At 45.2% G+C, this 13,416-nt stretch carries 12 protein-coding genes; 10 read left to right on the plus strand and 2 right to left on the minus strand.

Annotated elements, in window-relative coordinates; translation table 11 throughout:
• Positions 1-53 precede the first annotated feature (53 nt).
• From BDD39_RS05915 to BDD39_RS05930, 4 genes are all read left to right on the plus strand, one after another.
• Positions 54-1,466 (plus strand): Na+/H+ antiporter NhaC family protein, encoded by a 1,413-nt coding sequence (locus BDD39_RS05915; RefSeq protein ID WP_166908994.1) that lies wholly within the window; start codon positions 54-56, stop codon positions 1,464-1,466.
• 201 nt (positions 1,467-1,667) lie between these two features.
• The gene (locus BDD39_RS05920; protein WP_166908996.1) at positions 1,668-2,099 is read left to right on the plus strand and encodes an acyl-CoA thioesterase; all 432 of its coding nucleotides are present in this window, start codon (positions 1,668-1,670) and stop codon (positions 2,097-2,099) included.
• A gap of 139 nt (positions 2,100-2,238) precedes the next feature.
• Positions 2,239-3,738, plus strand: coding sequence for an aminotransferase class V-fold PLP-dependent enzyme (locus BDD39_RS05925; protein WP_166908998.1), 1,500 nt, complete (start codon positions 2,239-2,241; stop codon positions 3,736-3,738).
• Positions 3,739-3,808: 70 nt separating this feature from the next.
• Complete coding sequence (locus tag BDD39_RS05930; RefSeq protein ID WP_166909000.1) at positions 3,809-4,972, plus strand: acyl-CoA dehydrogenase family protein; 1,164 nt, start codon at positions 3,809-3,811, stop codon at positions 4,970-4,972.
• Between the two features lie 28 nt (positions 4,973-5,000).
• Here BDD39_RS05930 and speE read toward each other — a convergent pair whose 3' ends face one another.
• Complete coding sequence (speE, locus tag BDD39_RS05935; protein ID WP_166909003.1) at positions 5,001-5,873, minus strand: polyamine aminopropyltransferase; 873 nt, start codon at positions 5,871-5,873, stop codon at positions 5,001-5,003.
• 286 nt (positions 5,874-6,159) lie between these two features.
• Positions 6,160-6,603 (minus strand): Rrf2 family transcriptional regulator, encoded by a 444-nt coding sequence (locus BDD39_RS05940; protein WP_166909005.1) that lies wholly within the window; start codon positions 6,601-6,603, stop codon positions 6,160-6,162.
• Positions 6,604-6,785: 182 nt separating this feature from the next.
• On the opposite strand from BDD39_RS05940, the gene hmpA reads away from it, so the two are divergent.
• The 6 genes from hmpA (at position 6,786) to BDD39_RS05970 (ending at position 13,413) form a co-directional block, all read left to right on the plus strand.
• Positions 6,786-8,018, plus strand: coding sequence for an NO-inducible flavohemoprotein (hmpA, locus tag BDD39_RS05945; protein WP_166909007.1), 1,233 nt, complete (start codon positions 6,786-6,788; stop codon positions 8,016-8,018).
• A gap of 80 nt (positions 8,019-8,098) precedes the next feature.
• Positions 8,099-9,070 (plus strand): peptide-methionine (S)-S-oxide reductase MsrA, encoded by a 972-nt coding sequence (gene msrA, locus BDD39_RS05950; protein WP_166909009.1) that lies wholly within the window; start codon positions 8,099-8,101, stop codon positions 9,068-9,070.
• 81 nt (positions 9,071-9,151) lie between these two features.
• Positions 9,152-10,054 (plus strand): formyltetrahydrofolate deformylase, encoded by a 903-nt coding sequence (gene purU, locus BDD39_RS05955; RefSeq protein WP_166909011.1) that lies wholly within the window; start codon positions 9,152-9,154, stop codon positions 10,052-10,054.
• A 148-nt stretch (positions 10,055-10,202) separates the two neighbouring features.
• Positions 10,203-11,771: an IS1182 family transposase gene (locus tag BDD39_RS05960; RefSeq protein WP_166909013.1), complete on the plus strand. Its 1,569-nt coding sequence runs from the start codon at positions 10,203-10,205 to the stop codon at positions 11,769-11,771.
• Between the two features lie 239 nt (positions 11,772-12,010).
• Positions 12,011-12,385 carry a replication termination protein gene (locus tag BDD39_RS05965; protein WP_015863876.1) on the plus strand — a complete coding sequence of 125 codons (375 nt, stop codon included), beginning with the start codon at positions 12,011-12,013 and terminating at the stop codon, positions 12,383-12,385.
• A gap of 155 nt (positions 12,386-12,540) precedes the next feature.
• Positions 12,541-13,413: an AAA family ATPase gene (locus BDD39_RS05970; RefSeq protein WP_166909015.1), complete on the plus strand. Its 873-nt coding sequence runs from the start codon at positions 12,541-12,543 to the stop codon at positions 13,411-13,413.
• Positions 13,414-13,416 lie beyond the last annotated feature (3 nt).

Consider the following 13,416-nt stretch of genomic DNA (forward strand, 5'->3'; position numbering starts at 1 on the left):
TCATAATTTTTCATCATTATGGCTATCCTTGTAACGACGAAAGGGTGAATAAAATGAAAGGGACATGGCTGTCATTATTGCCGTTTTTCATGATCATTCCACTGGCGATTTGGCTGAAGGAAATTCTACCTGGACTTGTCATCGGTTTACTCGTCGGCGCGTTTTGCCTGGAAAAAAGTGTACTTCCAGGGGTGGAGCATGCCGTATTGGCCTTGCTAAAAACAATGAGCGATGTAGAGCATATGAAAGTGGTGGCGTTTTTATATTTATTTGGCTCGCTAATCGGGATGATTCAAATCACTGGCGGAATTAAAGGATTTGTTGAATGGATGGCGGAAAAGCTTCATTCCAAGCGGAGAATGCTGCTGTTTATTTGGTTTACCGTCCCGTTTACTTTTTTCACGCCGATGTTTCGCATTATGCTGCTAGGACCGGTGATGAAATCGGTGCTCGGGAAGTTCCGCATCGACAGAAGAAGAATGGCCTATATCATTGATGTGTCGACCGAACCGATTATCGTCCTTCTTCCTGCGGCGACCGCGTTTGTCGGATTTATGACATCGGTGGTAGCGGGGGCGTTGAAACAAAATGGAATCGATAAGCCCGCATACGAGTTGTTTTTACAAAGCCTGCCATACAACTTTTTTGCCATTATTGCGCTAGGTGTTGGTCTGTTTACCACGTTTATGAACGTGAAAATTGGAAGTAAGGAAGAAAAAAAAGAAATGGAAAAGACAAACGAGCTTCACGGTCTAGGACTGCGCAAAGAGCTGAAACTCGTGTCAGGAGAGCCGCTTCATTTGTTTTTCCCGCTTTTTCTTGTGCTCGTGCTCACTTTCTTTTTCTTTTGGTACGATGGAACGAGAAAGGGAGCGAAAACGGTTGCCGATGCATTTTCTTTGGCGGATGCGACATTCGTGATGTTAGTTGCGTTAATGGTGACGATCATTTTTTCCACCATCTTTTACCTCATGCGCAAACAATCGCTTCCAGAGCTGATTTATCATTTTTTTGACGGCGGCAACCAGCTAATGGCGCCGATCGGGATGCTTCTTCTCGTTTGGGCGGTATCATTGGTTGCTGATGAGTTGGGTTTTTCCAACTATGTCTCTTCCACATTTGGAACGTGGCTGCCGAAAGAAATTGTGCCCGCTGCGGTCTTTATGATCGGCTCGTTTATTTCCTATTTTATCGGCTCCTCTTGGGGTACATGGGGAATTTTTATGCCGCTTGGTGTCACGCTTGCTGAAGCGACAGGGGCGCCGCTCGCCATGACGATCGGGGCGGTGTTTGCAAGCGGAACGTTTGGCGCCTTTGCTTCCCCGTTAGGAGACACAACGATTACAACGGCGTCGATTATGGAGATGGATTTAATGAGCTATGCCAAATACAAATTGCGCATTTCCTTATTGTGCGGGATATTGTCGGTGATTGCCTATCTTTTGTTCCCGTTTTTGCTGAAATAACAACATCGGTCCGCTTTCGGCCGGTGTTTTTCTTTTTTATTAATGATGGGAATAAATTCATGATCTTGTATTACAATCTAAAAAAATAAAACTATGTGCTAAATCATCAATGAAAACAAAAAAAGCTTGAATAAACAAAAAAATCCAGCTATGATAAAAACAACATACTGATCAGTTAGTTAAATAGAAAGGGAGAGGAACATGGCAACACATTCCATGACAGTAAACATTCGTTTTTGTGAAACGGACGCGCTTGGCCACGTCAGCAACACCAGCTATTTTATTTATCTGGAGGAAGCGCGCATTCGCATGTTTGAAGAATTAGGGTATGGAAGCGATATAAAAGACTGGCGTTTTATTGTCGCTTCGGCGAAATGCGATTTTGTCAACCAGGCGTTTTTCGGCCAGCGCTTAAAAATTGAAACCAATGTAGCGAGAATCGGCAATAAAAGCTTTCAGCTCGTCCATCGCATTTTGGAGGAGAAAACGGGAACGTTAATCGCGCTCGGCGAATCAACGATTGTCTACTTTAATTTTCAAACGCAAAAAAGCGAACCGGTCCCGGACGATTTAAGAAAAAAATTGGAGCGTTATCTTAATCCCGAGCCAAATGAGGTAACGAAAAAAGTGTAGGAAATCCGCCCGACCAGGCGGATTTTTTTATTTTAACCGAGCGAGAAGACATCACTTCAATCAGAGGTAAGCGCAAAGTAAAGGACCAAATGGCGGTGGCGACATACTATATGAATATACTAGCGAAAGGGGGAGGCTGATGGAAATTAGAGCGACAATCGGAGAAACGACGTTTACCTGCCGCGGGGAGCTAGAGACGTATTTTCAGCCGTTTCGCGAAGAAACAATCGGCACCGATTTTACATTTTCTACACCATTTGGCCAGCAGCGGCTGATCTATGCCGATTGGACGGCGAGCGGCCGCTTGTATCGCCCGATTGAAGAAAAAATCATCAAAGAGCTCGGGCCATTGGTAGCAAACACGCATACGGAGTCCAATATTACGGGCACAAAGATGACGTTAGCATACCACTATGCAAAAGAACTAATTAAACGCCACGTGAATGCGGGAAAACATGACGTGATTCTCATGGAAGGGCCGGGCATGACGAGCGCCGTCAATAAATTGCAACGGCTTTTGGGGTTGCGGGTGCCTGAGCAGTGGAAAGCGCGCCTTTCCATGTCTGATGACGAACGCCCCGTGATTTTTGTAACGCATATGGAGCATCATTCAAATCTGCTATCGTGGGCGGAAACGATCGGGGAAGTATTCACGATTCGTCCAACCACAAATGGGGATGTAGACGTTGACCATTTACGTGAACTGCTGCAGACGTATGCCCACCGCCCGTTAAAGATCGGCGCTTTTACCGCCTGTTCCAATGTGACGGGCATCCAAACCCCATATCATCTCCTAGCCAAAATGATGCATGAACACGGCGGTATTTGCTTCATCGATTTTGCCGCTTCCGCTCCATATGTCGCGATCAATATGCATCCCGCTGACCCGCTTGAAAAACTAGACGCTATTTATTTTTCACCGCATAAATTTCTAGGAGGACCAGGAAGCGCAGGGGTGCTTATTTTCGATGCACGACTGTATCAAAACCGCGTCCCTGATCATCCAGGGGGAGGGACGGTTCTTTGGACCGATCCATGGGGAAACTATAAATACATTGAAGACATTGAGACGAGGGAAGACGGGGGAACGCCGCCGTTTTTGCAAACGATCAAAGCGGCGCTTGCCATTCACTTAAAAGAGAAAATGGGAGTCGAGCGTATACAGGAGAGGGAAAAGGAATTAACGTCCCTGTTGCTATCGCATTTAAAACAAATTCCACGCGTCCGTGTGTTAGAAGGACATCAGGAAGACCGTCTTGGCATTGTCTCGTTTATCATTGAAGGAATGCATTATAATCTTGTTGTCAAAATGTTAAACGACCGCTTTGGCATTCAAGTGCGCGGCGGCTGTTCGTGTGCCGGACCGTACGGCCATTATTTGCTTGGCATTGATAAAGAACAATCAGAAACATTGATGAAGCAAGTAGAACAAGGGAATTTGTTTGTCAAACCAGGATGGGTGCGTATTTCGCTTCATCCGATTATGACCAACGAAGAAGTATATGACATCATCCGCGCCATCCGCCATATCGTCCGTTACGCAGACACGTGGCAGCAAAAATATATGTATGATCAAACCAAAAATGAGTTTTACCATCGTGACGACGACCGCTATGTCCGTCATTTCTTTGCGCTGTAAGAAATATTGTTTTCCTCCCCGTCTCGTAACAGGTAAAATAAAAACATACTAGAAAAGAAGGGGAGAACGAATGAACGAGCTATATCATTTGTTATTGCGCACGGAGCGGGAGCGGAATTTATACGAACAGGCGCGCGAGCTTGCCGCCAAGTTTCACGAGCGGGCGGCCTGGCATGATGAGCACGGCGAATTTCCATTTGACAATTTTCGTGATTTAAAACAAGCGGGCTTTCTGTCCTTAACGGTTCCAAAACAATATGGCGGAGAAGAAATTTCCTTATATGAATTTCTTCTCGTTCAGGAAACGATCGCCCAAGGCGACGGCGCGACCGCATTGTCGCTTGGCTGGCATTTAGGAATTTTGCTAAGTTTGGCGGTAACAAAAAGGTGGCCAGAGCCTGTTTTTGCCCGGATTTGCCGTGAAGTAGTAGAAAAGCAGGTGCTATTAAACAGTGCTCATTCCGAAAAAGCGACCGGCAGCCCAGCGCGGGGCGGAAAGCCGGAAACGACCGCTGAATTTCGCGATGGACGCTGGGTGATTTCCGGGCGTAAAACGTTTGCCTCGCTCGCTCCGGCGCTTGATTATTTTATTATTTCCGCAACGATCAAAGCGACGGGGGAGATCGGCAATTTTCTCGTACCGAAAACGGCTAACGGCTTAACGATCGAAAAAACGTGGAATACGCTTGGGATGAGGGCGACGCGAAGCGATGACATTCTTTTAGACAATGTCGAAGTCGAAGAAGATGCGCTGGTGGAAATACTGGGGGCAGCAAAGGCGAATCAACCGGCGCAAGGCTGGCTTTTGCATATCCCCGCCTGCTATTTAGGCATTGCGATTGCCGCGCGCAACGAAGCGATCCAGTTTGCGAAAACATATCAGCCGAACAGCCTGTCTCATCCGATTGCCGAAGTGCCGGAAGTGCAGCGGAAAATCGCGCAAATGGATATACAATTAATGAATGCACGCCACTTTATGTATGCCATTGCCGACCAATGGGACCGTTACCCAGAAAAAAGAACAGAGATGAAGGAAGAGTTGGCAGCGGTAAAATATACGGCTACCAATACAGCGGTAAATGTCGTTGACTTAGCGATGCGCATTGTCGGAGGGCAAAGTTTATTTGTAGACCATCCGCTGCAGCGTTATTACCGCGACGTTCGCGCCGGGCTGCATAATCCGCCTGCCGATGATATTACCGTTTCCATCGTGGCAAAGCGCGCCCTGCAATAAAAGAGCAGTCGTCTGACTGCTCTTTTCGCTATTTTTCTAATGCGGTTTTCAAAAATTGCGGAAGCTCGAAACATTGCTTAAGTATTCCTTCATTCACATATTTCGTATCAGCCGGAATAGTGGCTTTTTCCGGTAGGGCAAGCGGTTTGGTCGAGCCGATTGTGAAGCTCCATAATCCGCCTGGGTAGGTAGGCACTGTTGCCGTATATACTTTTACATGAGGAAATAATTCGCCAATATTGTTATACGTACGCCGCAAAATATCTAAATGGAAAATAGGAGACTGGCTTTGGCACACCATTAATCCGTCATCTTTTAATGCGCGGCGGACGTTGGCGTAAAAATCTCGCGAAAAGAGCGCTTCGGCTGGACCGACCGGGTCGGACGAATCAATGATAATGACATCGTATTCGTTTTCGTGTTCCTTGACAAAGGCAACGCCATCATCGTAAATAAATTTGACCCGCGGATCGGATAAGTTGCCTGACACTTCTTGTAAGTGTGCCTTGCACGCTTGCACTACTTTTTCATCAATTTCTACCATATGAATTTCTTCAAGATGTGGATATTTCGCCGCTTCTCTCGCCGCACCGCAATCGCCGCCGCCGATAATCAACACTTTTTTCGCCGCTGGATGCAGTTGCAGCGGAATATGGGAAATCATTTCGTTATAAATATGGCCGTCGATCGATGTCGTTTGCACCACTCCGTCGAGGACGAGCATGCGGCCAAAGTCGTAGGAATCTAAAATCATGACATGCTGGAATTCCGACGGCTCCGAAAAAATAATGTCTTTGATGCGATAGCTGATTTTTAAATTTTCGCGGTCATCTTCGGTGAGCCAAAGCTCGCCGTTTTCGATTTTTACATAAGGTGGTAATGTATCTTGTACGTGTTTCATTGTTACCTCCTTTTCATGATCGCTTATTTTTCTCGCACCTCTCTAATATTAATATATTTTGCGAAATGTGACAAACGAAGGATATTATCGGTCTGTACCGGACGCATTTATGTTGCCCACATATTGGATGGTTCATCTCGCTTGTCTTCGAAGCCGGAGGGAAGACGAGTCGCAAGGCAAAACACCAATAAAAGCGGAATCTGCTTTTTCTTTTGGAAGCGATTTTTATCGTATGCCCTTTGTCTTTTGGAAAATAAAGGAACCTACCTAAATAGAAACAAGTTCCTTATTGCTCTTCTTTATGGAAAATCGCTTGCAAATGTTGTTTATTAGCAAGCAAATCAGCCAATGTATATGAATCTAGCACATGCAAAAATGCTTCCAGTGCTTCATGCAACACGTGTTTCAGCCGGCAAACTGGAGTGAGGACGCAATGATTGCCATGGCCGGCGAAGCATTCGACAAGTGACAAATTTTCTTCCGTTTTGCGAACGACGGTGCCAACGCAAATATCCTCCGGCCGTTTGGCCAAGCGAATGCCGCCGTTTCGTCCGCGAATCGTCTCAATATATCCAAGTTTTCCAAGTTCATACACAATTTTGCTTAAATGATTTTCTGAAATAGAAAAAGCGTGGGAGATTTCCTTAATATTTGTTTTTTCTCCATGCTCCAATGTCCCTAAAAAAAGAAGAACACGCAATGCATATTCCGTATAGTTGGTTAGTTGCATTTCCTTCACACCTTTAGAATTAGCTTTTTTAATATTATTGTATCATAATCCGTATTTCAATAAGAATTGTGAACAAATTATGAACAATTTGTTAAAGATGCATTTTAAATATTGCTTTTAAGAGACAATCATGGTTCAATTAAAGGTGTATTTGAAATACATGTTTTGGAGGATGACAAAGAATGAAAACATCGACGACTTTAAGCAAACAAACGATTGAAATTGTGAAAGCAACCGTTCCAGTACTTGAACAGCATGGGGAACAAATTACGAAGTGGTTTTATCAATCCATGCTCTCAAATCATCCAGAACTGCTCAATATTTTTAACCATGCTAATCAAAAACAAGGAAGACAACAACGGGCGCTTGCACAAGCTATTTACAACGCAGCGAAATATATTGATCAGCTAGAAACGATTATGCCGGTCGTCCAACAAATTGCTCATAAACATTGCAGCTTGGGAATCAAACCAGAGCATTATCCGATTGTCGGCAAACATTTGTTGCTCGCGATTAAAGCAGTGCTTAAAGAGGCGGCGACAGACGAAATCATCAATGCCTGGGCAGAAGCATATCAGGTAATCGCCGATGTATTTATTAAGGCGGAAGCCAAATTGTATGAAGAAGCCGCATCCAAACGCGGAGGATGGAAAGATTTCCGCCGTTTCATCGTTCAGAAAAAAGTAAAAGAAAGCGATGTCATTACATCGTTTTATTTCGTTCCGGAAGATGGCGGGGAAATTAGCGAGTATTTACCAGGACAATATGTCAGTGTCAGAGTTTCTATTCCAGGGGAAAAATATACCCACATTCGTCAATATAGCTTATCCGATGCGCCTGGAAAAGGCTATTACCGCATCAGCGTCAAACGGGAAGCGGCAACAGCGGACAAACCAGCCGGGATTGTATCGAACTACTTACACGATCAAGTTCAAGAAGGGGATGTGCTTGAATTAAGCGCACCATTTGGTGTTTTCACGCTCGATATGACAAAAGAAACACCGGTTGTGCTTATTAGCGGCGGTGTCGGAATTACGCCACTCTTCAGCATGGCAAACACGATTGTTTCACGTCAACCTAATCGACAAGTAACGTTTATTCATGCGGCGATCAATGGAAGCGTTCACGCGTTCGATCAAGATTTGCGCCGCTTAGCGGAACATCCGGCATTTTCGTATCATGTATGCTATCAGTCTCCTTCAGAGGAAGACCGTCAACATCCTTATTTCGGAAAAGAAGGGTTCATTGATTTGCCTTGGATACAATCGGTTGTATCGAATAAAGAAGCAGATTTTTATTTCTGCGGACCGATCCCGTTTATGAAAACGGTCTATCATGCGTTAAAAGAATGGGGCGTTTCCGACGAAAATATTCATTACGAATTTTTCGGCCCGGCCGGCAATTTAACGAAATAATGATGAGATGGACAGGCACCTTTCCGTTTGGAGGAAGGTGCCTTTTTTGATATGATAAATAAAAAGGAGGAATGCGCCTTATGGGATATGAATTAGCGACATTTGCCGGCGGATGTTTTTGGTGCATGGTTTCGCCATTTGAAGAGCAGCCGGGAATTATCCGCGTCGTTTCCGGGTATACCGGCGGTCATAAAGAAAACCCGACGTATGAAGAAGTATGTTCAAAAACGACTGGCCATTATGAAGCGGTGCAAATTACCTTTGATCCGGACGTATTTCCATATGAAAAGCTGCTCGACATTTACTGGCGGCAAATCGATCCGACCGATGACGGCGGACAGTTTTACGATCGCGGCCCGCAATATCGCACGGCGATTTTTTATCACAACGAAAGACAGCGCCTTCTCGCCGAAAAATCAAAGCGGGAACTCGAAGAAAGCGGCCGCTTCACGAAACCGATCGTGACGAAAATCCTGCCGGCATCCACGTTTTATCCGGCGGAGGAGTATCACCAAGATTACCATAAGAAAAATCCGCTCCGTTATAAACTGTATCGAATTGGTTCGGGGCGCGATGCGTTTTTAAAAGAGCATTGGCGTGATCCCGAGCGGGAAGCAATGCTGCGAAAAAAATTGACTCCGCTTCAATTCGAGGTAACACAGCGCAACGGAACAGAGCCGCCGTTTGACAACCCGTATTGGAACAACACACGGGAAGGCATTTATGTCGACATTGTTTCCGGAGAGCCGCTTTTTAGCACAAAAGACCAATATGATGCCGGCTGCGGATGGCCTAGCTTTACGAAGCCGCTTCATCCGGAAAACATTAAAACCGAGCTGGATTTAAGCCATGGCATGATTCGTACGGAGGTGCGGAGCCGCCAAGCCGATTCCCATCTTGGACATGTCTTTGACGACGGCCCGGCGCCGACCGGTCTCCGCTATTGCATTAATTCAGCGGCGCTCCGTTTCATTCCGAAAGAAGATTTGGAGAAAGAAGGATACGGACAGTATTTGTCGCTATTTGAAAAAGATGATGAAGACAAAGATTAAACTTACAAAAAACGGTTGGCGCCCCCACCGTTTTTTTATATGATTAATGATAAATCCATCTATTAGGGGGAAGTGTAGTCTATGCAAACATTCCGTGAACACCGCTGGAAATCGTTTCTAGAAAACTATCAAAATCGCGCCCGCTTGCTCATTTCATGTCCGGATAAACCGGGAATCGTCGCGGCGGTGACCTCTTTTTTGTACGAACAAGGCGCCAATATTGTTGAATCAAGCCAATATTCCACTGATCCAGAAGGGGGAACGTTTTTTTTACGAATTGAATTTGACTGCCCGCAAATCGCGGTGCGAAAACAAGAAATAGAATCGGCCTTTCAGCCGATTGCCGAATCGTTGCAAATGGATTGGCGCCTTCGCTTACATAATGATGTCAAACGAATCGCGATATTTGTGTCGAAAGCGGAGCACTGCTTGCTCGAATTGTTATGGCAATGGCAGGCTGGGGAGCTGATCGCTGACATTGCGTTGGTCATCAGCAACCACGAACATTTGCGCAACACGGTCGAATCGATGGACATTCCGTACTTTCATATTCCTGTGACGAAAGAAACGAAAGCGGAAGCCGAGCAAAAACAAATCGAGTTGCTAAAAAAATATGAAGTGGATACGATCGTGCTCGCCCGCTATATGCAAATTTTATCGCCATCCTTTGTCGCCGAGTTTCCGGGAAGAATCATCAATATTCATCATTCCTTTTTACCTGCGTTCGTCGGGGCCAGACCGTATGAACGAGCATATGAGCGCGGCGTAAAATTGATCGGCGCCACGTCGCACTATGTGACCGATGATTTGGACGAAGGACCGATCATTGAGCAAGACGTCGCTCGCGTCGATCACCGCCATCATCCTGAAGACCTGAAGCGCATAGGCCGCATCATTGAAAAAACAGTGCTTGCCCGAGCCTTAAAATGGCATTTAGAAGATCGCGTCATTATCCATGGGAACAAAACGATTGTCTTTTATTAATGCTGCTTCGGAAGAGGGTGTCCCAAAAGTGTTCGCATAGCGTTCGCTTTTCGGACACCCTCCTTTTTTTCGAAAAAAAATAAGAAAACCGTTCCTCTTTTGGTATAATAAAGTCACCACAACCCTACCAAGAAAGGACGGTTTTCTTATGTACATTTATTATAACCGAGATCAACTCATTTTGCCAATGGATCTTGAAATTCTCATTCCGGAACATCATCTTTGCCGGATCGTGGATCTGGCAGTGGAAAAAATGGATCCGGCTCTGCTCGTTTCCCTCTATCCTGGTGGAGGCCGCCCAGCCTATCATCCGAAAATGATGTTGAAAGTCATCCTGTATGCCTACGCCAATCGGATCTACTCCTCTCGCCAAATCGCCAAGCAGTTGAAAGAAAACATTTACTTTATGTGGCTATCCGGCCATCAAACACCGGATTTCCGCACGATCAACCGATTTCGCTCGGAACGGATGAAGGACGTCATTTACGAAACGTTTTTCTCCATTGTTGATCTTCTGCGTCAAGAAGGGTTCGTCAAACTAGAGGATTACTTTCTGGATGGAACGAAAATCGAGGCCAATGCCAACAAATACACGTTCGTTTGGCGCAAATCAACGGAAAAGTACGATCAGAAGCTGGAGGAGAAATTCCGGCAAATCGTTGCCTCGATCGAACAGGTGGCGAAAGAAGATGAAGAGGCGGAACAAGAAGGGGATTTTCAAGAAAAACTGGAAGCTTCACCGATTACGTCCGAAAAGATCGAAGCCGTAATCGAACAAGTGGAAGAACGCCTAAAGAAAGAGCCGAAGAATCGCACGTTAAAGAAAGCAAAACGGCAATTGGAGCAAGATCTTCTCCCCCGTAAGAAGAAGTATGAAGAATACAAAGAAGTGTTGGGCGAACGGAACAGCTTTTCGAAAACGGATCCGGATGCGACATTCATGCGGATGAAAGACGACCATATGAAAAATGGGCAGCTAAAACCGGGATACAATGTACAAATAGGAACAGAAAACCAATTTATCGTTGGGTTTAGCGTGCATCAACGGGCGGGGGATGCCGGATGTTTCATTCCACATTTGGAGCAATTGGCCGCCTATGGACGACCAATGCCCAAACGGGCCATTGCGGATTCCGCCTATGGGAGTGAGGAGAACTACACGTACTGCGAGAAAAAGAAGATCGTCGCCCTGATCAAGTACAACACGCTGGACCGGGAACAAACGAAAGCGTGGGCGAGAGAGATCGGCCGAATCGAGAACATGACGTATGATGAGGAGCTGGATGAGTGGATTTGCGCCAAAGGGGAACGGTTGGTGTTTGTGTATGAACGGAAGGAAACGACCGACAACGGGTACGTTACCGTCAAACGGACGTATCGTTGTACGGCATGTGCCGGATGCCCGTTTCAAACGGCATGCGCCAAAGGCAAAGACACGAAAACCATCCGCGTTTCTTTGAAGAATCAACAACAACGGCAGGAGATTCGGGAACGGCTGTCCACGGAAGAAGGGGCGGCGACATATCGAAGACGGCAAATCGAAAACGAGCCGGTGTTTGGGCAAATCAAGCATAACCAGCAATTCCAGCGCTTTTTGTTAAGAGGGCTCCCAAAAATTACCGTGGAATGGGGGCTTATTTGTGCTGCCCACAATTTGAGAAAGTGGGCGGCCACCGTCCACCCAATAAAAAGAAAAAGGGAGAACATACGGGGATAAATACGGGGATAAGAAGAAGCAGATCCTTTGAGAAAGTAAAAAATAGACAAATAATGTAAAAACAAAAGCAGGAGGCTGTCCTCAAAAGGTCGTTTTACCGACCTTTTGGGACAGCCTCGTTTTTTCTTTATGATATAATAAATCCATGTTCTAAATAAAAAATCGTGTAAAAGAAGGACTTTCGCTCAAAAGAAGGAAATATAATTATAATAAAATAAATAGACAAGGAGGAAAGAAAAATGGGGGAGAAACGAACACCAAGCGGTTTTCTTTTAAAACAGCGTGCGTTTTTAAAACTGTATTTAATCACATTAACTGAGCAGGAACGTTTATATGGACTCAAAATTTTAGACTTGCTGCGCCAGGAGTTTAAGCCGTATGGGTATCGCCCCAATCATTCAGAAGTGTATAAAGCGCTGCACGATTTGATTGAAGATGGAATCTTAAAACAAGTAAAACAGAAAAAAGAGGGAATGAAGTACCAAGAAGTGGTATATTATCGTTTTGCCGATGGCGGATATGAAAAAGCGAAGCTGTATAAACGGCAGCTGAAAGCGGAATTAGACCGCTGCCAAGCGCTTATTCGCAAAGCGATTGAGGATAATTTCAGTTGACAGGGAGCTATTAAGGTACAGTAACGGCTCTCTGTTTTCTTTTTTCATTTAATTTACATAACATATTTATCGTATATGAATCTCTTTTTTTGCGCGAAAATAGGACATTTAGTAGAATAGTAACCGTAATTGTTCAGAGAAAGGAAGACCACTACGTGAAACTGCCAGAGAAAATTGAACAAATTATTCAATATCGCAACCAGCTATTTTCGAACGATGAAGACGCCTATCTCATCGGAAAAGGCGGTTATACCGCTCCTGATGAGTCGATTATATATGATGCCATTGTGGCGCTTGCACTTGGGAAAAACGTTTTGTTAAAAGGGCCGACAGGGGCCGGAAAAACAAAGCTAGCAGAAACGTTATCCTCCATATTCGGCCAGCCGATGCATAGTGTAAACTGTTCCGTTGACTTAGATGCTGAAGCGCTGCTCGGCTTTAAAACGATTCAGAACCGCGACGGAAAAGCGGAAATCGAGTTTGTTCCAGGCCCTGTTATTCAGGCGATGACAAAAGGACATTTATTATATATTGACGAAATCAACATGGCAAAGCCGGAAACATTGCCGATTTTAAACGGCGTTTTAGACTACCGAAAAATGATTGCCAATCCATTTACCGGAGAGGTCGTTAAAGCGAAAGAAACGTTTGGTGTAATCGCTGCGATCAACGAAGGGTACGTTGGCACCGTGCCGCTCAACGAAGCGTTAAAAAACCGTTTTGTTGTCATTGATGTGCCGTATATTCAAGGAGATACATTAAAATCCGTATTGTTGGCGCAAACTACATTAACGGATGAATCGCTCATCGACCGCTTTGTCAAGTTATCCTCTGATTTAATTACCCAAGTAAAAAATGGGCAAATTTCCGAAGAAGCTGCTTCGATTCGGGCATTGATCGATACTTGTGATTTAGCTGTATATTTGCCGCCGCTTCGGGCCATTCAACGAGGGATTATCGAAAAACTTGAAGATGAACGCGAAAAGACAGCGGTGCGCAACATCGCGGAAACGTTGTTCGAAGAATGAGGG

Origin of the sequence: Saccharococcus thermophilus (genome assembly GCF_011761475.1) — a bacterium.
In the GTDB taxonomy this organism is placed as follows: domain Bacteria; phylum Bacillota; class Bacilli; order Bacillales; family Anoxybacillaceae; genus Saccharococcus; species Saccharococcus thermophilus.

What these genes read in the sequence shown, in the direction of transcription:
- msrA (WP_166909009.1), top strand. Translation starts at nt 8,099, where the DNA reads ATGGGATATGAATTAGCGACATTTGCCGGCGGATGTTTTTGGTGCATG.
- purU (WP_166909011.1), top strand. Translation starts at nt 9,152, where the DNA reads ATGCAAACATTCCGTGAACACCGCTGGAAATCGTTTCTAGAAAACTAT.
- BDD39_RS05960 (WP_166909013.1), top strand. Translation starts at nt 10,203, where the DNA reads ATGTACATTTATTATAACCGAGATCAACTCATTTTGCCAATGGATCTT.
- BDD39_RS05940 (WP_166909005.1), bottom strand. Translation starts at nt 6,603, where the DNA reads ATGCAACTAACCAACTATACGGAATATGCATTGCGTGTTCTTCTTTTT.
- BDD39_RS05965 (WP_015863876.1), top strand. Translation starts at nt 12,011, where the DNA reads ATGGGGGAGAAACGAACACCAAGCGGTTTTCTTTTAAAACAGCGTGCG.
- speE (WP_166909003.1), bottom strand. Translation starts at nt 5,873, where the DNA reads ATGAAACACGTACAAGATACATTACCACCTTATGTAAAAATCGAAAAC.
- BDD39_RS05920 (WP_166908996.1), top strand. Translation starts at nt 1,668, where the DNA reads ATGGCAACACATTCCATGACAGTAAACATTCGTTTTTGTGAAACGGAC.
- BDD39_RS05925 (WP_166908998.1), top strand. Translation starts at nt 2,239, where the DNA reads ATGGAAATTAGAGCGACAATCGGAGAAACGACGTTTACCTGCCGCGGG.
- BDD39_RS05930 (WP_166909000.1), top strand. Translation starts at nt 3,809, where the DNA reads ATGAACGAGCTATATCATTTGTTATTGCGCACGGAGCGGGAGCGGAAT.
- BDD39_RS05915 (WP_166908994.1), top strand. Translation starts at nt 54, where the DNA reads ATGAAAGGGACATGGCTGTCATTATTGCCGTTTTTCATGATCATTCCA.
- hmpA (WP_166909007.1), top strand. Translation starts at nt 6,786, where the DNA reads ATGAAAACATCGACGACTTTAAGCAAACAAACGATTGAAATTGTGAAA.